Source organism: Paludibaculum fermentans, from assembly GCF_015277775.1.
In the GTDB taxonomy this organism is placed as follows: domain Bacteria; phylum Acidobacteriota; class Terriglobia; order Bryobacterales; family Bryobacteraceae; genus Paludibaculum; species Paludibaculum fermentans.
This window is the reverse complement of sequence record NZ_CP063849.1, coordinates 8,521,318-8,540,547: the sequence shown is the minus strand read 5'-3', so window position 1 is coordinate 8,540,547 and position 19,230 is coordinate 8,521,318. Positions and strand designations below refer to the sequence as shown.

The 19,230-nt window shown below is 65.0% G+C and carries 18 protein-coding genes; 10 read left to right on the top strand and 8 right to left on the bottom strand.

Annotated elements, in window-relative coordinates; genetic code table 11:
* Nucleotides 1-102 precede the first annotated feature (102 nt).
* Together IRI77_RS33880 and IRI77_RS33875 are read right to left on the bottom strand one after the other, a co-directional pair.
* Nucleotides 103-1,023 (bottom strand): hypothetical protein, encoded by a 921-nt coding sequence (locus IRI77_RS33880; protein WP_194449352.1) that lies wholly within the window; start codon nucleotides 1,021-1,023, stop codon nucleotides 103-105.
* Entirely contained in the window at nucleotides 1,020-2,204 is a 1,185-nt protein-coding gene (locus IRI77_RS33875; protein ID WP_194449351.1) for a glycosyltransferase family 4 protein, read from the bottom strand. Before IRI77_RS33875 ends, IRI77_RS33880 begins: the two co-directional genes overlap by 4 nt.
* Nucleotides 2,205-2,354: 150 nt before the next feature.
* Here IRI77_RS33875 and IRI77_RS33870 point away from each other — a divergent pair, with 150 nt between their 5' ends.
* Both IRI77_RS33870 and IRI77_RS33865 read left to right on the top strand, forming a co-directional pair.
* Nucleotides 2,355-3,731: a sulfatase family protein gene (locus IRI77_RS33870; protein ID WP_194449350.1), complete on the top strand. Its 1,377-nt coding sequence runs from the start codon at nucleotides 2,355-2,357 to the stop codon at nucleotides 3,729-3,731.
* Nucleotides 3,732-3,958: 227 nt separating this feature from the next.
* On the top strand, nucleotides 3,959-4,459 hold the full coding sequence (locus tag IRI77_RS33865) for a rubrerythrin family protein (protein ID WP_194449349.1): 501 nt from the start codon (nucleotides 3,959-3,961) through the stop codon (nucleotides 4,457-4,459).
* 23 nt (nucleotides 4,460-4,482) lie between these two features.
* On the opposite strand, the gene IRI77_RS33860 is transcribed toward IRI77_RS33865, so the two are convergent.
* Nucleotides 4,483-5,568 (bottom strand): alpha/beta hydrolase, encoded by a 1,086-nt coding sequence (locus IRI77_RS33860; RefSeq protein ID WP_194449348.1) that lies wholly within the window; start codon nucleotides 5,566-5,568, stop codon nucleotides 4,483-4,485.
* 178 nt (nucleotides 5,569-5,746) lie between these two features.
* Between IRI77_RS33860 and IRI77_RS33855 the strand changes: the two genes are divergently transcribed.
* On the top strand, nucleotides 5,747-8,023 hold the full coding sequence (locus IRI77_RS33855; protein WP_194449347.1) for a GH92 family glycosyl hydrolase: 2,277 nt from the start codon (nucleotides 5,747-5,749) through the stop codon (nucleotides 8,021-8,023).
* 331 nt (nucleotides 8,024-8,354) lie between these two features.
* Here IRI77_RS33855 and IRI77_RS33850 read toward each other — a convergent pair whose 3' ends face one another.
* Complete coding sequence (locus tag IRI77_RS33850; RefSeq protein WP_194449346.1) at nucleotides 8,355-9,062, bottom strand: hypothetical protein; 708 nt, start codon at nucleotides 9,060-9,062, stop codon at nucleotides 8,355-8,357.
* 432 nt (nucleotides 9,063-9,494) lie between these two features.
* On the opposite strand from IRI77_RS33850, the gene IRI77_RS33845 reads away from it, so the two are divergent.
* Nucleotides 9,495-9,911 carry a hypothetical protein gene (locus IRI77_RS33845; protein ID WP_194449345.1) on the top strand — a complete coding sequence of 139 codons (417 nt, stop codon included), beginning with the start codon at nucleotides 9,495-9,497 and terminating at the stop codon, nucleotides 9,909-9,911.
* 12 nt (nucleotides 9,912-9,923) lie between these two features.
* Nucleotides 9,924-10,553, top strand: coding sequence for an NAD(P)-dependent oxidoreductase (locus IRI77_RS33840; RefSeq protein ID WP_194449344.1), 630 nt, complete (start codon nucleotides 9,924-9,926; stop codon nucleotides 10,551-10,553).
* A gap of 88 nt (nucleotides 10,554-10,641) precedes the next feature.
* Here the strand turns inward: IRI77_RS33840 and IRI77_RS38245 are convergent, their stop codons facing one another.
* Both IRI77_RS38245 and IRI77_RS33830 read right to left on the bottom strand, forming a co-directional pair.
* Nucleotides 10,642-11,463 carry an anti-sigma factor family protein gene (locus IRI77_RS38245; protein ID WP_228486458.1) on the bottom strand — a complete coding sequence of 274 codons (822 nt, stop codon included), beginning with the start codon at nucleotides 11,461-11,463 and terminating at the stop codon, nucleotides 10,642-10,644.
* Between the two features lie 119 nt (nucleotides 11,464-11,582).
* Nucleotides 11,583-12,134 carry an RNA polymerase sigma factor gene (locus tag IRI77_RS33830; protein WP_194449343.1) on the bottom strand — a complete coding sequence of 184 codons (552 nt, stop codon included), beginning with the start codon at nucleotides 12,132-12,134 and terminating at the stop codon, nucleotides 11,583-11,585.
* A 131-nt stretch (nucleotides 12,135-12,265) separates the two neighbouring features.
* Between IRI77_RS33830 and IRI77_RS33825 the strand changes: the two genes are divergently transcribed.
* Entirely contained in the window at nucleotides 12,266-15,013 is a 2,748-nt protein-coding gene (locus IRI77_RS33825; protein WP_194449342.1) for a TonB-dependent receptor, read from the top strand.
* A gap of 54 nt (nucleotides 15,014-15,067) precedes the next feature.
* On the opposite strand, the gene IRI77_RS33820 is transcribed toward IRI77_RS33825, so the two are convergent.
* Nucleotides 15,068-16,255 (bottom strand): ankyrin repeat domain-containing protein, encoded by a 1,188-nt coding sequence (locus IRI77_RS33820; protein WP_194449341.1) that lies wholly within the window; start codon nucleotides 16,253-16,255, stop codon nucleotides 15,068-15,070.
* Between the two features lie 166 nt (nucleotides 16,256-16,421).
* On the opposite strand from IRI77_RS33820, the gene IRI77_RS33815 reads away from it, so the two are divergent.
* Entirely contained in the window at nucleotides 16,422-17,018 is a 597-nt protein-coding gene (locus tag IRI77_RS33815) for a hypothetical protein (protein WP_194449340.1), read from the top strand.
* Between the two features lie 89 nt (nucleotides 17,019-17,107).
* Here IRI77_RS33815 and IRI77_RS33810 read toward each other — a convergent pair whose 3' ends face one another.
* A complete protein-coding gene (locus tag IRI77_RS33810; protein ID WP_194449339.1) occupies nucleotides 17,108-17,434 on the bottom strand; it encodes a PadR family transcriptional regulator in 327 nt (108 codons plus the stop codon).
* Between the two features lie 132 nt (nucleotides 17,435-17,566).
* Here IRI77_RS33810 and IRI77_RS33805 point away from each other — a divergent pair, with 132 nt between their 5' ends.
* The 3 genes from IRI77_RS33805 (at nucleotide 17,567) to IRI77_RS33795 (ending at nucleotide 19,230) form a co-directional block, all read left to right on the top strand.
* Nucleotides 17,567-17,908 (top strand): PadR family transcriptional regulator, encoded by a 342-nt coding sequence (locus IRI77_RS33805; RefSeq protein ID WP_228486457.1) that lies wholly within the window; start codon nucleotides 17,567-17,569, stop codon nucleotides 17,906-17,908.
* A 13-nt stretch (nucleotides 17,909-17,921) separates the two neighbouring features.
* Nucleotides 17,922-18,623: a hypothetical protein gene (locus IRI77_RS33800; RefSeq protein ID WP_194449338.1), complete on the top strand. Its 702-nt coding sequence runs from the start codon at nucleotides 17,922-17,924 to the stop codon at nucleotides 18,621-18,623.
* A gap of 88 nt (nucleotides 18,624-18,711) precedes the next feature.
* On the top strand, nucleotides 18,712-19,230 hold the full coding sequence (locus tag IRI77_RS33795) for a (2Fe-2S)-binding protein (RefSeq protein WP_194453896.1): 519 nt from the start codon (nucleotides 18,712-18,714) through the stop codon (nucleotides 19,228-19,230).

Genomic DNA, 19,230 nt, shown 5'->3' with positions numbered 1-19,230 from the left:
CGAGGTGGAGCCCGCATAGCGGCAGTCCGCAGCTCGAACAGGCGCCCATCGCAGGCTGGCCGCAAACACGCAGGACCAGAAGACCAACTTGTGCCTGGCAGCTCATTTGGAGGCCTCGCTGCCGCGAGCCAGCGCGGAGTAAAGCCGAAGCAGCAGGCCCACCACTTCGCGGGCCGGCGGCGCCTCCGGCGGCGGATCATCGGCTCCCTTGAACACCCAATGCCGTTGCAGCCTTGCGCCCGTGACACCGTCTTTCTCGAGCAACTGTGCCTTCTCCTTTCGCGGATCCAGACGGGCCCGCAATGCAGCTTCGTTCCAACTGGCCGGCGCGGGCGGCAGCAGGGTCGCCGACGCGGCGCACTTCTTGCGCCACTTCGTCTTGGATTTGATCTTGCCGCGGCCGTTGCGGCGTTCCCGCTCGATCTTGGTCCACTCCACGTCGAACTCCAGCAGCGCGGTGCTGCCATCCACCAGGGGCAGCCGCACCTCGCACCACGGGTCCTCAAAGATGGTTTCGGTCACCTTGACGAACCGTCCTGGAGGCAGGTTCTGCTTGGACTTCTGCTTACTTTGGACCGGCCCGGCGAGGTCCATCCGGACGCGGATCTTCTTCTCGGGGTCCAGGTCCTGGGCCACGTCGCGCAGTCCCGGCTGGAGACACAGCCGGAAGTCGTTGATGAGGTCTGCTTTCTTCAGCCGCGAATAGTTGATGCCGAAGAACGCGGCCGCGCCGCCGACGGCCAGCGGCAACAGAAAGCTCCACAAGGACTCAGTGAAGGCCATCAAAAAGAAGGCGATGACGAAGCAGAATACCGCCGCGAAGATGCACACCATCATGCGGGTCTTGGCCTTTTTGATCGCGGCGTCGTTGACCTCGTCGAAGTGGGAAAGCTCCGTCATCACCTTGAGGAGCTTGCGAAGTTCCCAGGAACCAGTGATACTCCGTGTCTGGATGGCGGCCAGCGCCTCCGGGGAAAATCCCTTGAATCGGCCGCGCGCCACGGCCGGCGGTGCCTCAGTCATCGATTGCCTCCTCCTGCTGCGGTCAGAAACTGCTGCTCTAATTGCCGCTGGATGACCGGCGGCGCAAAGCACGCCTCGGCGCGCCGGCGGGCGCCCTGGCTGAGACTCCGCCGCAAGGGCTCATCCCGCATCAGGCGCCGGATCGCCAGGGCCCAATCCCGAGTGCCGCCCGGGGCCGCCAGCAAACCTTCCGTGCCATCCTGCAACCACTCCCGGCACACGGCGAGATCGGACGCGATCACCGGCGCGGCAGCGGCCATGGATTCTATCATCTTCACCGGGCAGCAGCCCTGCACCGTGTTGCGCGGCGTATCGGCCAGCGGCACCACGGTGAAGCGCACCCGCTGGAGCACCCCGGCCACACCTTCCGGATCGAGAGGAGGGTGCAGCAGGATCCGGCCGCCCAACTGGCGGCGGGCGATGGCGCGCTCGACGGGCCGTGCCAGACGGGCCTGGCCGCTGTGAAGAATCAGCATCCGGCTGTCCTCGCAATCCGGCGCCGCCAGCGCGAAGGCATCGATGATCGCTTCCACGCCCTGCCAGGACTGCAGGCTACCGATATAGGCAAACCATTTGCCGGAGTCCAGCGCCGGAATGGGGGAGGGCCCGCCGGGCGGCGCGAAGAACAAGTCGCGCGCCTCGTTGGGGATTACGTCGATCTTCGCACGGTGGACGCCCAATCCGGCGAGGGCATCCCGCGTGACGGAAGAGACGCACAGTACGCGGGCGGCCTCGCGCAGGCAACGCCGTTCCATGTCTCCGAGTTTGGCCCTCAAAGCCGCGTTGGCGGCGAGCGCCGGCCGCGAATAGCCGAGTTCCCAGGTGGGGAGTGCATTCACTTCAAAGATGACAGGACACCCGGGCGTTGCACGCAGCAGCGGATAGCCGCCCCACGGGTCGCGAAAGACGGACAGGGTGAGGCTGCCGCGCAGGCTATGGACGCGCTGAGCCACGAACTGAGCGAACGCGGTGGCACGCGCGAGCAGGTCGCGATGGAGCTTGCGGAAGCGGTAGATCTCGATGCCGCCTTCGCGCTGGTAGGCCGGCATTTCGGGCGTGCCGAGGCAGATCAGCTCCACGGCGCCAAAGGTCCGCTCCAGCGCCGTGACCATCGAGGCGATGTGGCTCGAAGACCCTTTGGCGCGGGGAAAGATGTCGAACGCGATGTACAGCGTCTTCACGCGTCGGCTAGTCTGCTTTCAGAGAGTGGGCTCCAAGCGTCCTCCCGCCTGGAGCAACCTGACTGTAAAGGATACCTCGCGAAGCCTCCGTCCCGCACTGCTGGCCGATGCGGGCGGGTCCGGCGCCTGATATTCTGAGGCGGCACCAAGATGAACCGCAGAGACTTCCTCCAGAAAACGGCCTTCGCCGGCATCACCTCGCTGGGCCTTCCACAGGCGGTGCGCGCCGCGAGCGCGCCGAACATCGTGCTCATCTTCCTGGACGATTCGGGCTGGGCTGACTTCAAGCCATTCGGGCACCCCAACTACCCGACACCGAATGTCGAGCGGCTGGCGAGCGAGGGCTGCCGCTTTAACAACTTCTATGTGCCGCAGGCGGTTTGTTCGGCGTCGCGCTCGGCGCTGCTGAGCGGGTGCTATCCCGGACGCACCAAGGTCTTTGGAGCGCACGGACCAGGAGCTCGGGGGCTCGATCCCGGCTTCGCCACGATGGGCCAGGTGCTGCAGGCGAAGAACTACCGCACCGCGGTCTTCGGCAAGTGGCACGTGGGCGACCAGCCGGAGACGCGTCCGCCGGCTCGAGGCTTCGATGAATCGTGCGGCCTGATGTACTCGAACGACATGTGGGAGTTTCATCCGGAGAACCCCCAGGCCTACAGCAAGTTCCCCTTGCAGTTCTGGGAGAACGGCCAGGTAAAGATCCCGCGCATGACGCCGGAGCACCAGCCGATGCTGACGACGTGGTACACGGAGCACGCGGTCGACTTCATCCAACGCAGCAAGGCCAATCCATTCTTTCTCTATGTGCCGCACTCCATGCCGCATGTGCCCCTGTTCCGGAGCGAGAAGTTCAAAGGGAAATCGGGCGCCGGCGTCTATGGCGACGTGATGATGGAGATCGACTGGTCAGTCGGAGAGATCACGAAGGCTCTGCGCCAGAACGGGGTGGAGGACAACACGCTGCTCGTCTTCACCTCGGACAATGGTCCGTGGACATCGTACGGCAACCATGCGGGTGCGACTCCGTTCCGGGAGGCGAAGGGAACCGGTTTCGATGGCGGAACCCGCAGCGCGTGCATCATGCGGTATCCGGGCCGGATCCAGGCGGGTTCGGCGTCGGTGAAGGCGTTCAGCTCGATTGACCTGCTGCCCACGTTTGCGGGTCTGGCCGGGGCTCCGCTGCCAAAGAACCCGATTGACGGCAGGAACGTTTGGGATCTCATTGTGGACAAGCCGGGGGCCAGGAATCCGCACGACTACTACGCCTTCTGCACGGGGCCCAATTTCGAAGGGGTGATCAGCGGCGATGGGCACTGGAAACTGCACGTGCCGCACAACTACCGAACGCTGATCGAGGCGGGCAACGATGGAAAGCCGGGCAGGTTCCGGCAGGCCTCGATCGAGCTTTCCCTGTTCGACATGGAGAAGGACCCGTTCGAGACGGTGAATGTGATCGAACAGTATCCCGAGGTGGCGGCGCGCCTGAAGACGTATGCCGAAGAGCACCGCAAGGAGTTCTACTCGTAGCCCGGCCATCCGGGCAGGTGTCCATCGAGAAGCAGAGCGCTGAAGGGGAGCGCGCGTGAGCCTGGCCCAAACCAGTCACGGCCGGGCGTTCGGAGCCTTTGTTATCGATATTAAGGCCTGATTACACTGCTTGCCCGTGATATGCTCAAGCCGTAATGACACCTGGGTCTCGCGATTGGGCGCGGCAGGTTTCGTCTTCTTACACCTCAATAAGGACGGTATTCACGATGAGCAATACTACTGACAATCTGAAGGAAGCATTCTCCGGCGAGAGCCAGGCGCACCAGAAGTACCGCGCGTTTGCCAAGCGGGCCGAGACCGATGGATTTCCCAATGTGGCGAAGCTGTTCCGGACCGCCGCGGAAGCGGAGCGGATTCACGCCGAAGCGCATTTCCGGAACATGGACGGCGTAGGCACCACGAAGGACAACCTGCAGTCCGCCATTGAAGGTGAGACCTATGAGTTCACCACGATGTACCCGCCGATGCTGGAGGAAGCGCAGAAGGAGAACCACCGCGCACGGGTCATGTTCGGCTTCGCGATGAAGGCCGAAGCGGTGCATGCCGAACTTTACAAGCTCGCCTTGCAGGCGGTGGCGGAGGGGAAGGACCTGACGGAGCTGAACTTCTACCTGTGTCCGATGTGCGGCCACATCGAGTTCGGGCAGCCGCCGGCTGCGTGCCCGATCTGCGGCGCGAAGGCGGAGCGGTTCAGCCTGGTTGGCTAGTCAGTCGCGAAGGCGGCGGCGGGTCATTTCATCAACTGCTGGAGGAAGAAGCCGGCCATTATGTGATTGGCCTCGATGGCCTCCGGCAGATTCGGGTTGTACCAGAAGGCGTGGGGCAGCGCGTCGAAGACCACCAGACGCGCGTCCACGCCTGCGTTGTAATAGGCGCGGTGGAGATCGACGGTGCCGGAGAGCAGCAAGTCGCGGCCGCTGGTGATGAACAGGGTGGGCGGCAGGCCGCGCAGGTCAGAGAAGATGGGCGAGAGCACGGGATCCCGAGGGTTGGTGGTGGTGGCATATTCGGGGTCGTGCGGCTCGTCGATGGGCGGCTCCAGATGTCCGGATAGCCCGCCGAGGCTGAACAGGGCCAACGAATCCCCATTGCGTGAGAAGTCGCCCATGCCGCTGAAGATGCCGAGCGCGGCGGGTTGGGGCAAGCCCAGTTGCTTGAGGCGGACGGCCACCTGGGCGGTGAGAATAGCTCCGGCCGAAGTGCCATAGATCACGATGCGGCCGGGCTTATAGGTCTTCAGCAACTCCCTGTAGACAGCGATGGAGTCATCGACAGCGGCCGGGAACGGATGCTCCGGCGCCAGGCGGTAGAGGACAGCGACCACCTTGATCCTCGTGTAGGAGGCGATGGGAATTGACTCCGTATAGGAGCCGGAATCCGAGTTGAAGCCGCCGCCGTGGAGGTTGAGCAGAACCTTGTCCTGGTTGGACGCGGGCATTCCTTCCGGGGTGACGATGCGGACAGGGACACCGGCGATTTTGTCTTCCACCAGTTGATTGGGACACAGGCGGGTCCATTCCGCGCGAGCTCGGGCGGTGTAGGCATCGGTGCTTTTGCGCCGCTCGGCCAGAGATTGGGGCGGACCCTGATCGGGCACCTGGCGGCTGAGCGAGCGTTGCGCCTGGGGACTGAGGGTCTTCGGAACCGGCACGACGCGGGTGATGTGGGCGGTTCCCTGGGCGTCGATGTAGCTGGTATCGCGTTGGGGCGCCTCAGCGGCCGTGGTGGGCCGAGGCTCAGCGGAGGGCTGTTGCGCCTGGAGGAGGGCGGTTGCCAGGAGGAACAGAAGGGAGGCGGAGTGCCGGATATGATGCATCGGATTGGGATCGCCAGGGGGCGAAGCTCAATTCTGCCGTTGTTGCCGGGCGGGAGCAAGCCCAGGGAAGGCGGGCAGGGCCGATTCCCCAACCGGTCCTGACGGGGCCACGCATTGGTGTTTCAGAGCCGCGCATCTCATTCGGACTAACATGGTAGGTGGATTTATACCCCTAGCCATGCAACGTTTTCTTCTTCCCCTCCTCTGCCTGTCGCTGTGCTCCGGCGCGGATCGCCTGTCGGATCTGCCCGACCCCCTGGTGGGCACCGATTCCAAATACGAGTTGTCTCGCGGCAACACCTATCCGGCCATCTTCATCCCCTATGCAATGGCGGCCTGGACCGCCCAGACCGGCGACGGCGGCTGGCCCTATCAGTACGCCAAGGACAATATCCGGGGCTTCCGGATGACGCATCGTCCTTCGGCCTGGACCATTGACTGGGGCTCGTTCTCGATCATGCCCGGCACGGGTCCGCTGAAAGTGCTGCCGGATCAGCGGGGCTCGAAGTTCCAGCATGCGAACGAGACGGCGAAGGCCTACCGGTATGACGTGCTGCTGGACGACTACAAGACGAAAGTCTCGATGGCGCCGAGCGCGCACGGCGGGATTCTACGATTCACGTTTCCCAAGGAGGGCGACGCCTGGGTGGTGCTGGATGCCAACAACGGCGGCAGCTCAGTGGAGATCCACCCGGAGTCGAACCGGATCACGGGGACGAACTCGCTGACGGCGCGCGGGTCGGTGCCCGGGTTCGCGGTCTATTTCGTGGCCGAGTTTGACAAGCCTTTCACGTCGTCCGGCACGTGGGACATCAAGGGTGCCAAGGACGAGGCGAAGAAACGCTCAGGCCCGCATACGGGCGCGTATGTTGGCTTCCGCGCGGGCGAGGTGGTGACGGTACGCGTGGGTACGTCGCTGATCAGCCTGGAGCAGGCGGAACGCGCCATGAAGGCCGAACTGCCCAAGGCCGATGTGGACGCGGCGGCCGCGGCGGCGCAGCAGGTGTGGGATCGCGCCCTGGCGACGTTCGAGATCCAGGGCGGCACGGCCGAGCAGCGAAAGACGTTCTACACGGCTTACTACCACTCGCTGCAGTTTCCGCGGATGCTGAACGAGACGGACGCGAAGGGCGAGACGGTGCATTACGGGCTCTACGACGGCAAGGTGCACGCGGGCCCCATGTTCACGGATATCGGTTTCTGGGACGTGTTCCGCGCCCAGTTCCCCTTGTTGACGGTGGCCAGCCCGAGCCGCAACGCGGAGATCATGCGGGCGATGGTGCATACGTATGAAGAGGGCGGATGGATTCCGACATGGCCGAACCCGATTGAGCGCAACGTGATGATCGGCACGCACGGCGACTCGGCCGTGGCTGACGCCTACATGAAGGGGATCCGCGGGTTTGATATCGAGAAGGCGTATGCCGCGATCCGCAAGGACGCGACGCTGCCGGGCACCGGGGTCTTCAAAGCGCGGCTGGGCATCGAGGATTACCTGAAACTGGGCTACGTGCCGGCCGATGGCGGCGTGCAGGAGTCGGCCGCGCGGACGCTGGAGTATGCGTACGACGATTTCTGCGTCGCGCAGGTGGCGCGGGCATTGGGCAAGAAGGATGACTACGAGCGGTTCATGAAGCAGGCGAAGTCGTACCGCAACCTGTATGACGCGTCGACGGGCTACATGCGCGGGCGGAACCGGGATGGGTCGTGGTTGACTCCGTTCGATCCGCTGGACTGGGGTGGAGTGTTCACCGAAGGCAACGCGTGGCAATGGCTTTGGTCCGTGCAGCATGACGTTCCGGGGCTGATGGCGCTGATGGGCGGCCGCGATGCGTTCCTGAAGAAGCTGGACGAACTGTTCAGCACGACGACAGATTTCAAGGTGGGCGGCTACAAGCAGGTGATCCACGAGATGACGGAAGCGAAGATGGGCGAGATGGGGCAGTATGCGCACATCAACGAGCCGGTACACCACGTGATCTACCTGTACGACTATGCGGGCCAGCCGTGGAAGGCGCAGAAGTGGGCGCATGAAGTAATGGTGCGGAACTACAAGCCGGGTCCGGCGGGCTGGCTGGGCGATGAGGACAACGGGCAAATGTCGGCCTGGTACATCTTCAGCGCGTTGGGGTTCTATCCGGTGAATCCGGGGCAGCCGATTTATGCCATCGGGTCGCCACTGTTCCAGAAGGCCAGCATCCGGCTGGAGAATGGGAAGCGGTTCACGGTGGAAGCGGCGCGGAAGTCGGAGGATGAGATCTATGTGCAGTCGGCGACCTTGAACGGCCGGCCGCTGGACCGCTCGTGGATCTCGCACAGCGAGATTGTGAACGGAGGGACGCTGCGGTTCCGGATGGGTGCGCAGCCGAATGAGAAGTGGGCGACGGGCGGGCTGCCGACGCCGGACGAGACGTATGCGGCGAGCACGGGCGGCGCCGGGCAGGCAGGTAAATAGAGGAGACGGGGCCGCACTGCCGGGCGTGGCGCGGGCGCCGAGATGGTCCGGCGGCCGGCAGGCCGGCGGTGTGGCTTCGTTTCGTCGCACCAGTTCAAGGGTTCAGGGACTGGAGTCCTCGGGGGAGCCCGTCGCTTGCGCTCAGGAACTGGGCGAGGCACGGGCACAGCTGTGGCGCGGCGTGTGCGGTCGGGGCTCCCCTGGTGGGGGCAGAGGTGAGGATTTCAAAGAGCGGTGCTGGATGGGGCTCCGGCTGTGGTCACGACTCGCGGCGGAGGTCGTCAATGGCTTCGTTCCGTCGATGGGCGGCGGCTTCGCCTGGGCTTGGTGATTAGAGGCCCGAGAAGTTGTAGTTCAGGTTGGGCAGCCCGTCTTCGCGCATTGGGTTGGCTTCGTTTCGTGGAACGCGGATCGGCTGGAGGTCGGCCAGCGGATCCTGGTTGTCGGGGTGATTGGTATCGATGCCGGTGGTGAGGTGTTCGAGCGCCCGGCGCGGTCGGCCATAGCCTTCGTAGAAAAAGAGTTCGTCGGTGTTGCTGGTCAGGCGGGTGACCTCGGCCAAGGGGACGTTTTCGCGGACGGCTTTGACGACATCGGGGTGTTGCTGGGCGAGGGCAGCGCGCTCGGTTTGGAGTTTGCTGAGCTCCTTGATGGCGCGGTAAAGGCCGCGCTCGAGGTCGCGGCGATAACGGGCGTAGCGTTCGAGCTGACCGTCGCGGGTGTTGGTCTCAGCCAATGGGTCCGTTTCGGCGAGGATCAGGCACTCGAAGGATTCGATGCGCCGCAGGTTCCAGGTGTGGGTGAGGATGCGGTGGAAGATCTCTTCCTCGAGGCTGGTCGCGGGCCGGGTGTCGAGGCGCAGGGCGGCTTCGAGGGATGTGAACGCGGCACGGTCTTCGGGCGTGATGCTGAGGTGTTGGGCGGTGAAGCCGTGGCGGCGGGCGTTCTGGGCAGTGCGGGCCTTGCCTTCGATGGTGACGGGGCCCGTGGAATGCTTCGCGTTCGCCTGGTTGGCGGTGATCTGAGCAACGGTAGCCATGATGTCAAACTCCCTGTAAATGAAAATGGCCGGCGTGGGTGCCGGCGCGATTCCAGGGTAAGGGGGGTGTCAAGGGGAAAAGGGCTGCTTTGGAGAGGCCGGTGTTGCAAAGAAAGAGAAAAAAGAGTTTCAGACGCGGTGACCTCATATTACTTAGTGCGGGAATTGGGGAACAAGTGGGGTCCGGGCGAGTGGTATGGCGCGGCTGAGCACTATACTCCTTGTGGGTTATGGCGCAGGGGTGGAACTTCTGGATGGACCCGGGCCACCGTTTTGGACTCACTGTCTGTCGGCTCGGCGGACTTGTAGAGAGGAACCAGCAGCTTTCGGTGAGTTCCACGGTTTCCAGCCCGCGAATCTCGCACGGGATTGATACCTCGGCATCTGAAAAGACCCAGTGCAGCGGGGGTGTTTCGTGATTCAATCTAGGTCATGCCGGAAACGCCTTCCTTGCGCCCGCTGGCAATGGCCGCCATTTCGCTGGAGATCTTTCTGAGCCTGGGCGCGCTTGCGGGCGGCGCCGCCCTGATGCTTGGGCCACGGGGCGAGATCATCCCGCTCCCCCTGTCGGCGCTGCAGGGCTCGCCGTTTGCAACTTACTTCGTGCCAGGAGTGATTCTGTTCACCATCCTTGGGCTGGGCCCGCTGGCGGCGGCCTGGTTGGCGTGGCGCCGAAATCCAAGGGCGCCCGATGCCGCATTCAGCATCGGGGTGGCGCTGCTGATCTGGCTGGCCGTCGAGGTCGCGATCATTGGTTACAGTAGCGACCCACCGCTGCAGCCGTTCTACATGCTGCTGGGCGCCGTGATGGCAGGGGTGGGGCTGGCTTGGCGAGTTCGGCAGCAATAGCGGGGTGACGTCATGAAAGTACTCATTCTCGGCGCAACGGGCAGCATGGGCCGGCATCTGGTGCCGCAGGCTCTCGCATTGGGCGATGAGGTGACCGCGTTGGTCCGGGATCCTTCCCAGCTCGAAGCCAGGCACGAACGCTTGCGTACGGTCGCAGGGGACGCGTTGGACCCGGTGGCCGTGGCCGCCGCCGTGCGTGGGCAAGACGCGGTCGTATTCTCGCTCGGCCGGAGGAGTCATCGCGCGCCGACGACGATGTTCTCCGACGCAACCCGGATCCTGATTCACGCCATGGAGACGCACGGTGTCCGGCGCCTGGTTTGCGTGACCGGCATCGGGGCCGGCGACAGCAGAGGCCACGGCGGCTTCCTTTACGACAGGATCGTGTTCCCCTGGATCACCCAAGAGACCTACGCGGACAAAGACCGGCAGGAGGCGTTGATCCGGGCCAGTTCCCTGGACTGGATTATTGTGCGCCCGGCGGCCTTCACCAACGGTCCGCAGCGCGGGCATTTGCGGGCCTTGACCAACTTGGAGGGCGTCACGATCCGTTCCATCTCCCGAGCCGACGCGGCGGCCTTCGTACTGGCGCAATTGCGCAGTGACGCGTACCTTCACCAAACACCGCTGGTGGGCTACTGATGCCGGGTGGCCGGCGGCCGGACACTCCGCGACTCGCGGGCCGGCGGCCTGGGCGCGGGCCATTAAGAGTGCATTTCGACAGCCGCAGCTATTCCCAGGGGCTGTCTTTGACGAAGCGGGCGTGCGCTGCCATCGGCTTCTTGGTCCGGAAGTACTTCTGGTAGGCCGCGATCCAGTTGGTTGAGATCTCGCGCTGGGCGGTGGGCAGGTCCAGTTGACCCTCGCAGACGAGCGTTCGCAGGTGGTCTTCCAGCGCATCTTTCACTCTCGATGTCCAAAGGCCTTGGTCGTAAGGGACCGGCCAGAGGTTACTGAGTTCGCTGGAGCCGCCGAGCGACGGGCTGATGAGGTAGTCCACTTCGTAGCTGCGCGGCCTCGGGTTCGAGATGCGGTATTCCTCGAAGACGCGCCGGGCGAGTTGGGCCGGGACGAGACGGCCTTCGTCTCCGGCGGGGGCGACGCAGACCTGCTGTTTTGAGATGATCCGGGCCGCTCCGGGTGTCAGGCGGCCATCGGGCAGCGGGCCGGCGGCTTCCACTTTGGCGGAGCTTAGCCAGAGGATCAGGGCCAGCGGCGTGATGACGAGCGCCAGGGAGCCGGCCACGAGGGAGGGTGTGGCTCGCGTCCAGGCCCAACGCCACCAGGGCTGCGCGGCGGTTGGCGCGGTTTCAAGACGGAGGCTGGCCCGGAGTTTGGCCGCGGGTCCCTCCACCGGTGGGATGGCCGGGCAGGGGGCGGAACGATGGAGCTCCATGTAGTCGGCTATGGATTGCTCCAGGCGGGTGCGGCGGGCGCGGCACTCCCAACAGTGGAGCAGGTGGCGGCTTACCTCGGCGGCGCGCGGCGCCTCCAACTCGCCGTCCATGGCCAGGACGAGTTCCTCTTCTGAGATGTGCGCTTCCGGCTTCATGCTGATGCGCCACCGCTCGGCTTGTGGTCCAAGCCCTGCTTGCGGCGAGGCTGCTCCTGCTGCGATATTCCCTCGACCCCGATTCTGTTCATTGTTTTTTCCTGGAGATTGCCATGGCGTTAGCGTTGGGCCGCCCGGGCGAGTTTGTCGAGGGCCCGGCTGAGGGCCTGGGCTACGGAGCCCAGGGAGATGTCGAGAGCCTGGGCGATGTCGCGGTAGCGGAGTCCTTCGGCGCGGAGATAGAGGCACTGGCGGTCGAGGTCCGGCAGGGCGGCAATCACCGACTGGATGGCGCGCTGCTGTTGGGTGCGGACAGCCTGCTGCTCCGGGTTGGGGGCGGGGTCGGTGAGGTCATGGAAATCGGGTTCTCCACCGGTGGTGGCAGCCCGCTGCAGGCGCTTCAGGGCGAGGTTGCGGGCTACACGGAAGACCCAGCCGTGGAGGTTGTCGCGCGGCTTACCTTCGAGCAGATGGCGGTGGAGGGCGAGGAAGGTTTCCTGGGCGACGTCCTCGCCTTCGCTGAGCGGGAGTCCCAGGGTGTAGAGATAGCGAAGGAGCGGGGTTCTGAGTTCCGTGAAGAAGCGGACGACTTCGTCGTGGGTGGGATTGGGTGGATCCTGTTCCCGGGTAGAGACGATACGAGCCAGTTGGGTCCAGGAGAATTCTGACATGGTGCGTGCGCCCGGGGGGATGGGGTTGATTGTAGCAAGCGGGGGCATGAGGGTTGGGGCGTTTTCGCGGCTGCGCTGGGGGCAGGCGAAAATACCCTGAACAGATGGGGCCCGGCACGAATGTTCCTCATATGGCTCTGTTCTGGCAGCGTCCGATGCGCCTGATTGTTCTGCTGTTGTTGTCGTGCCTGCCGGCTCTCGTTGGGCAGGCTCCTGCCGGCGAGATCCAGGTGGAGGTCAAAGATGGGTCGGGCGCGGCGGTGGAGGCGCACGGATGGCTGGAGGGCCTGCACTCGGGGTTCCGGCGGAGTTTCCAGTGCGACCGGCGCGGGCTGGGCACGGTGTCCGGGCTGCCTGCGGGCCGCTACCGGCTGCGGCTCACCAAGGAGGGCTTCGCCACTTATACGGAGACTCTCGAGATCGCAGGGAACGCCGCGGTGCAGCGCACGATCCGCCTGGAGATTGGAGCGTCTTCGTACGCCGTTTCGGTGGTGAGCGCGACTCCTCTGGCCGGACTGGACCGGCTGCTGGAGGAGATGCCCGCCCCAGCGAAGGCGGCGACAGACCGGGATCTCGAAGCCAGCGGGGCGCTGGATGTGTCCGACTTCCTGAACCGGCGTCTGGCGAATGTTTATGTGAATGAGATCCAGGGGAACCCGCTGCAGCCGGATGTGAACTTTCGCGGCTATACGGCCTCGCCGCTGTTGGGGACGCCGCAGGGTGTGTCGGTCTACATGGACGGGGTGCGGCTGAACCAGCCGTTCGGAGATGTGGTGAGTTGGGATCTGATTCCGCGCGTGGCGGTGGCCGAGATGGCGATGATCGCAGGGTCGGATCCTCTCTTCGGGTTGAACACGCTGGGCGGCGCGCTCTCACTGCGGACGAAAGACGGCATCAGCCATCCGGGCACTTCGGTGCAATTGAGCGGCGGCAGCTTCGGGCGGAAGACGGCTGAGCTGGAGCACGGCGGGTCGACCGCCAAGGGGCTCCACTGGTACCTGGCGAGCAGCCTGTTCTTCGAGGATGGCTGGCGCGCGTCGTCGCCTTCGAATGTGCGGCAGTTTCTGGGGAAGATCGGGCGGCAGCGCGAGAGGACGTCGATTGGCCTGACGCTGGCGTACGCGAACAATACGCTGATTGGGAACGGGCTGCAGGAGCTTCGTTTGCTGGAGCGCGATTACCGCAGCGTCTATACGAAACCGGACCAGACGGCGAACCGTTCGCCGTTTGTGAATCTGCAACTGCGGCACAGCTTTTCGAATGCCCTGACCTTTTCCGGCAATGCCTATTTCCGGCACATCCGCACGAGGACACTGAACGGCGACATCAACGAAAACTCGCTGGACCAGTCGGTTTATCAGCCCGGTGCGGCGGAGCGGGCGGCGTTGACGGCGGCCGGGTATACGGGGTTCCCCACATCCGGCGCCACGGCGGCGAACACGCCATTCCCGTTCTGGCGCTGTATCGGCAATGTTCTGTTGGGCGATGAGCCCGGGGAGAAGTGCAACGGCCTGATCAACCGCGGCGCCTCGCAGCAGCGCAATTACGGACTATCCGGGCAGGTGAGCTGGTTCGGGCGGATGGGCCGGTACCGAAACCAGTTGACCGCGGGAGCGGCGTATGACGGGAACAGCGTGGGGTTCGAACAATCGTCCGAGCTGGGGTACCTGGCTCCGGACCGGAGCGTGGTGGGCACGGGCGCATTCGGCGATGGCGTGACCGGCGGTGACGTGGACGGCGAACCCTTCGACGTCCGGGTGAACCTGAGCGGGCGCATGCACAGCGCCAGTGTGTACGCCACGGATACGCTGACGGCGGGCCGGCTGAATCTCACGGTCTCGGGGCGGTTCAACCGGACGACGATCGACAACCTCGACCGGATCCGTCCGGCGGCGGGCAGCGGCTCGTTGACGGGCTGGCACGAGTTCCGGCGGTTCAATCCGGCGGCCGGCGCGACGTATCGCGTGACAGGAGCGGTGAGCTTGTATGGCGGATATACGGAGGGCAGCCGGGCGCCGACGTCGATCGAGTTGGGTTGCGCGGACCCGGAGACGCCGTGCAAGCTGCCGAACGCGATGGCGGGGGATCCGCCCTTGCAGCAGGTGGTGACGAGGACGTTCGAGGCGGGCGTTCGGGGCAGCGGCGAGCATGGGCTGCGCTGGAGCGCGGGGTGGTTCCGGGCCACCAATCACGATGACATTCTGTTTGTCGCGTCGCAGCAGACGGGGTTCGGCTACTTCAAGAACTTCGAGACGACACGCCGGCAGGGCCTGGAACTGGATATGAGTGCGCGCGCCGGAAGGGTGACGTATGGAGGTGGCTACACGTTTTTGCGGGCCACGTTTGAGAGCAGCGAGGCGGTAAATGGCAGCGGGAACAGCAGCAACGATCTGGCGCGGACGGTCTCGCGCGGGCTGGAGGGGACGATCGAGATTGAGCCAGGCAGCCATATCCCGCTCATCCCGAGCCACCTGGTGAAGGCCTATGCCGATGTCCAGGTGACGTCGAAGCTGCTGGTGGATCTGAACGTGATTGGCGCCTCCGGTTCGTATGCGCGGGGCAACGAGAACAACCAGCATCAGCCCGATGGGACGTACTATCTGGGTCCGGGGCGGTCTGCCGGGTATGGGGTGGTGAACCTGGGGGCGCGGTATCAACTGCACCGGCGGGTGGAGTTGTTCGCGCGGATCAACAACCTGTTGGACCGGTGTTACTACTCGGCGGCGCAACTGGGTCCGACGGGGTTCACGGCGCAAGGGAACTTCGTGGCCCGGCCATTTCCGGCGACTTCGAATGGAGAATATCCGGTACAGCAGTCGACGTTCTATGCTCCGGGTGCCCCGCGCGGGGCGTGGGCTGGGCTGCGGCTGCGGTTCTGAAGGCCCGTTCCATCCGGGCTGGGATCAGCACGTGCGGGGCCGGCGGGCGCGAGTTCATTTGCGCGACTGCAACAGGGCTTTCATCGCCTCTGAGCGGGCGGCGAGGAATGGGGTGCGGCGTTTGCTGCCCAGGGAGTGCGGGTCCGCTGAGCGGTTGAGAAGGAGAGCCGCGACCCGGATCTTGTCGCAATTGACGGCTCGGCGGAGCGGCGTTTCGCCCAGGCTGTCGCGGGCTTCGATGGCTGCTCCGCAGTCCAGCAGGGCCTCGGCAATTTCCACGCTGCCCCGGCGAGCGGCCATGTGGAGGGCGGTGCAGCGTTTGGCTCCACCATTCGCGTCAACCTTGGAGCCGGCCTGCACGAGAATCCGGACGAGCGGCCCGCCATCGTTGCCGCGGTATTCGTTGGCGAGCGAATAGAGCGGCGTGTGCTCGCCGCCGTCCATTCCGTTGGGATCCGCACCCAGACGCAGAAGCAGTTCCACGAACGGCCGGTGGCCGAGGGCGGCGGCCTGGTGGAGGAGGGTGCGGCCGGCGAAGCGCTCGGTTACGAGGGTCGGGTCCATGGTGAGACGCGTGTGGACGTACGCCTGGATGGAGGGGTGGTCCACCCCAAGCATGAGTCCGAGCACGCCCGCGAGCCCGGAACGGTCGTACTGGAACCGCTCGAGCAGGACCTGGCCATCCATGAGGGACAGGGCCGATTCCGCATTGTTTGCCCGGAGAGCGGCCACGAACTGGTCGAGGGCGCACTGGCCCTGCCAGCGGCGGGCAATCTCCTGTTCTGTTGCGCCGGCGGGCTGGTTTGCCGGGAGTGCGGCGGTGGGGACCGGGCCGCCGGTATTCACGACATGGGCGGAGGAGTCCTCGAAGAACCTGAGCAGGGCGGCGCGGTGTTCCGGCGCCATGGGCATGTCGTCGAGGGTGGACCGCATGTTCTCCAGCCAGGCGGCGCGCTCCTCGTGCCCGATCTTGAAGCGCTGGTGCGACTCGTGGAGACTGAGCCACCAACGGCGCTGGGTATCGCCGCCGGGCCCGCCAAAGAGTTGAACGAGGAAGGCGGTGAGTTCCTCGATGGCGCAGTGAAAGGACTTGCCCGGAAAGAGGTGGCGGAGACGTGGATCCTGTGCGACGCGGCCGTAGAACGCTTCGGAGAGCCGGCGCCACGCCGCGGTGCCGCCAACGGCCTGGTGCAGGCAGGGCGGGCTGCCATCCGGATTCCGCGGGGGGCGGGCTTGCGGCATACCAGACATTGTCCACGATTTGCGGCACGGTTCGCGCGGACGCAAACGAGCCGATGTTGCGGCATACTCTAGAGAGTTTGGCGCGGGGTTGCGGAGCACGCGGGCGGCGGCCCGGCTTCCGACGCGCCTTGCTCCAAATCAGCGAGTGAGGGGATGGGCTGCCTCTATGATGCGATCACTATTGTTTCTCGGTCTTGCGGCGGCTCTGCAAGGCCAGCCGCCAACGGCAATGGAGGAGCATTTTCGAGGAAGGCAGGTGACGCTGCTGGTGGACATGCCGGGCGACGATTCGGGTGTCGATGTGTATGCGCGCGAGGCTCCGGCCGGGCACTCGGATGAGGCCGGTGGGCGGTTGGCGAAGTATGGGATTGCACTGCGGCGGGGCCAGGTGGCGGCGGTCACACTGGTAAAGCTCAAGGGCGACCACATCGAGTTTCAACTGGATGGTGGGGGATTCACGAACCGGCAACTGCTGGGTCTGCCCGGGTATGACTCCGTGCATTGGGGCACGACGGAGGAGGAACGGAGGCTCCGCTCCAGCATGATGGGTACCCGGGATAAGGAGCGCCGCCGGCGGCTGGAGAGCGAGTATGACCGGGTGCGGAGGCGGAGGGTGCGGCCGTTGCGGGAGCAGTTGGAGCGGGAAGAACGGGCACGGCACGGTTCTCGCTTCAATATCCGGTTTGCCTCGGAGAAAGCGGCGGCGGCCGTGAGTGCCGAGGAGCTGACAGCGCTGCTGCGGCCGTACCTGGAGCTGCGATAGCAGCCCAGAGTGCATGTTGCCGTGGATGAGCGCGAGCGGCGAACAAACCCAGAGTGTCATCCCAATTACGGTATTCCAGCGGCACGAGATCAGGCCAAGCCCATGACCCGGGCAATGGCGCCAGACATTTCGCGGTAACGGGCCGTTTCGGAGGCGAGCTGTTTGCGGCCATCGGCAGTGAGTTTGTAGAAGCGGGCGCGGCGGTTGTTGGCGGACTGACCCCATTCGCCTTCGATCCAGCCGTTGAGTTCCAGGCGCTGCAGGGCGGGATAGAGCGAGCCTTCTTCCACCTGCAGGATGTCCTCGGAAAGCTGGCGGAGGAGTTGGGCGATGGCGTAGCCGTGGAGGGTTCCTCGGGTAAGCGTTTTGAGGACCATCATGTCGAGAGTGCCGGGGAGCAGGTCGTTCTTTCCCATAGACTGCCTGATTATACGGCCGGGACTCACAAATTGGGCGGCGGAGGCAATCTGTTTACACGCGGCGGGGCGAGAAGTTTGCATTCCCGACCGCAGGCGGCTCTTGACACGATCCGGCATTAGTAGCACAATGTGATTCAAATCATGCTGGGCGAGTTTGAATACCTTCTGATTACGGCGGCTGCCCGGCTCGGCGACGACGCTTATGGCGCGGCGATGCGCGAGGAGATTGAATCGACCACCGGCCGGCGTTGCTCGATCGGCGCGCTTTACACCACAGTAGACCGGCTGGAGTCCAAGGGCTTCGTCGAGACCTGGATGGGCGAGGCGACCGCGCAGCGAGGGGGCCGGGCGAAGCGGATGGTGCGGGTGACGCCGAAGGGTGTCACCGCGGCCAAGGACTTCTACGAGGCGGTGATCCGGTTGAGCATCGGCGTCTCGTGGGCGGAAAACCGGACCCAACGGTTGGCATGACGGAGAAGCGGACATGAGAAACCTCGGGCTGACCCTGGTGGACGCGGTATCCCAACTCCTCGAGTCTCGCGAGCGCGAGGCGGTGTTGGGTGACTTGATGGAGGCAGGCGAGAGCACGCCGCGCATGTTCCTTGGCGTCGCCGGGCTGGCCTTCCGGCGGCACCTGCTGCTGTGGCGGAACTGGCGGCCCTGGCTGGCCGCGTTCGGCCTGGCGTGGCCGTGCACATTGCTGCTCATGGGCTTCTCCCTAACCGTCAGCAGGACCTGGCAGCAGACCATCGACGCCGCCTTGCTGCGCGGCACGGGGTGGTCGCTGCCACCGGGACTCTCGCTGCTCTGCTGGCAGGCGCTGCTGCTCGCCGGATGGTCGTGGACCTGCGGCTTCGCCGTCGGCTCGCTTTCGCGCCGCACCCTGTGGGTGAGCGCAGCCCTCAGCGGCCTGCCCTGCCTGTTCTGCTTCGCGCGGTTCAACATCGAATCCCTGTCGAGATTCTGCCTGTTGCTGTTCCTGATCCCCGCGCTGTGGGGCGCCGGGCAAGGCCTGCGGCTGGCGCGCATCCGGCCCGGACCGGCTATCCTTCTCGCCGTCAGTGTAACGGCGCTTACCATTCCGACGTGGGCCTTTAGCGGGCCGTGGCTGCCCAACTGGGCGCTGAGCTGGCCGGCGTGGTACCTGGTGGCCACTGCCCGCCGGTCCGGCCCGATGGCCGGCTGAACCCGGTCTCGGCCGTCTGCCCCGCACTCGCAGGCAACATACGATTCGTGTCTCTGCAGGAGGACTGTTCTTGGCTTCGAAACTCACGATGACTGTGAATGGCGCGCGGAAGGCGATCGCCGCCGCACCACAAACCCCATTGCTCTATGTGCTACGCAATGAGTTGAACCTCACGGGCCCGCGTTTCGGCTGCGGGCTGGCGCAGTGCGGCGCGTGCGCCGTGCTGGTGGACGGCAAGGAGGTTCGCTCCTGCGCCACGCCGGCGGGGTCCGTCAACGGCAAACGCGTCACCACCATTGAAGGCTTGTCCGCGCTCTGGGCGGCGGACCATCCGCCAGCCGAGGCTGGTTCCGCCGGCGCCCTGCATCCCGTGCAGCAGGCCTGGATCGACGAACAGGTGCCACAGTGCGGCTACTGCCAGAGCGGCATGATGATTGCGGCGGTCGACCTGCTCTCCAGAAATGCGAATCCAACGGTCGAGGAGATCAAGGACGCCTTCACGAATACGCCGCCTTCGCCACACCTCTGCCGCTGCGGCACGTATGCGGCGATCATTGATGCCGTCCTGCTTGCGGCCAGGACGATGACGGCGGGCAAGGCCGATTGA

Excerpts from the sequence above, each read along its gene's own strand:
- IRI77_RS33800 (WP_194449338.1), top strand. The coding sequence starts at position 17,922 with ATGAGAAACCTCGGGCTGACCCTGGTGGACGCGGTATCCCAACTCCTC.
- IRI77_RS33850 (WP_194449346.1), bottom strand. The coding sequence starts at position 9,062 with ATGGCTACCGTTGCTCAGATCACCGCCAACCAGGCGAACGCGAAGCAT.
- IRI77_RS33870 (WP_194449350.1), top strand. The coding sequence starts at position 2,355 with ATGAACCGCAGAGACTTCCTCCAGAAAACGGCCTTCGCCGGCATCACC.
- IRI77_RS38245 (WP_228486458.1), bottom strand. The coding sequence starts at position 11,463 with ATGAAGCCGGAAGCGCACATCTCAGAAGAGGAACTCGTCCTGGCCATG.
- IRI77_RS33795 (WP_194453896.1), top strand. The coding sequence starts at position 18,712 with ATGACTGTGAATGGCGCGCGGAAGGCGATCGCCGCCGCACCACAAACC.
- IRI77_RS33840 (WP_194449344.1), top strand. The coding sequence starts at position 9,924 with ATGAAAGTACTCATTCTCGGCGCAACGGGCAGCATGGGCCGGCATCTG.
- IRI77_RS33845 (WP_194449345.1), top strand. The coding sequence starts at position 9,495 with ATGCCGGAAACGCCTTCCTTGCGCCCGCTGGCAATGGCCGCCATTTCG.
- IRI77_RS33860 (WP_194449348.1), bottom strand. The coding sequence starts at position 5,568 with ATGCATCATATCCGGCACTCCGCCTCCCTTCTGTTCCTCCTGGCAACC.
- IRI77_RS33810 (WP_194449339.1), bottom strand. The coding sequence starts at position 17,434 with ATGGGAAAGAACGACCTGCTCCCCGGCACTCTCGACATGATGGTCCTC.
- IRI77_RS33880 (WP_194449352.1), bottom strand. The coding sequence starts at position 1,023 with ATGACTGAGGCACCGCCGGCCGTGGCGCGCGGCCGATTCAAGGGATTT.
- IRI77_RS33830 (WP_194449343.1), bottom strand. The coding sequence starts at position 12,134 with ATGTCAGAATTCTCCTGGACCCAACTGGCTCGTATCGTCTCTACCCGG.
- IRI77_RS33825 (WP_194449342.1), top strand. The coding sequence starts at position 12,266 with ATGGCTCTGTTCTGGCAGCGTCCGATGCGCCTGATTGTTCTGCTGTTG.
- IRI77_RS33855 (WP_194449347.1), top strand. The coding sequence starts at position 5,747 with ATGCAACGTTTTCTTCTTCCCCTCCTCTGCCTGTCGCTGTGCTCCGGC.
- IRI77_RS33865 (WP_194449349.1), top strand. The coding sequence starts at position 3,959 with ATGAGCAATACTACTGACAATCTGAAGGAAGCATTCTCCGGCGAGAGC.
- IRI77_RS33820 (WP_194449341.1), bottom strand. The coding sequence starts at position 16,255 with ATGCCGCAAGCCCGCCCCCCGCGGAATCCGGATGGCAGCCCGCCCTGC.
- IRI77_RS33815 (WP_194449340.1), top strand. The coding sequence starts at position 16,422 with ATGATGCGATCACTATTGTTTCTCGGTCTTGCGGCGGCTCTGCAAGGC.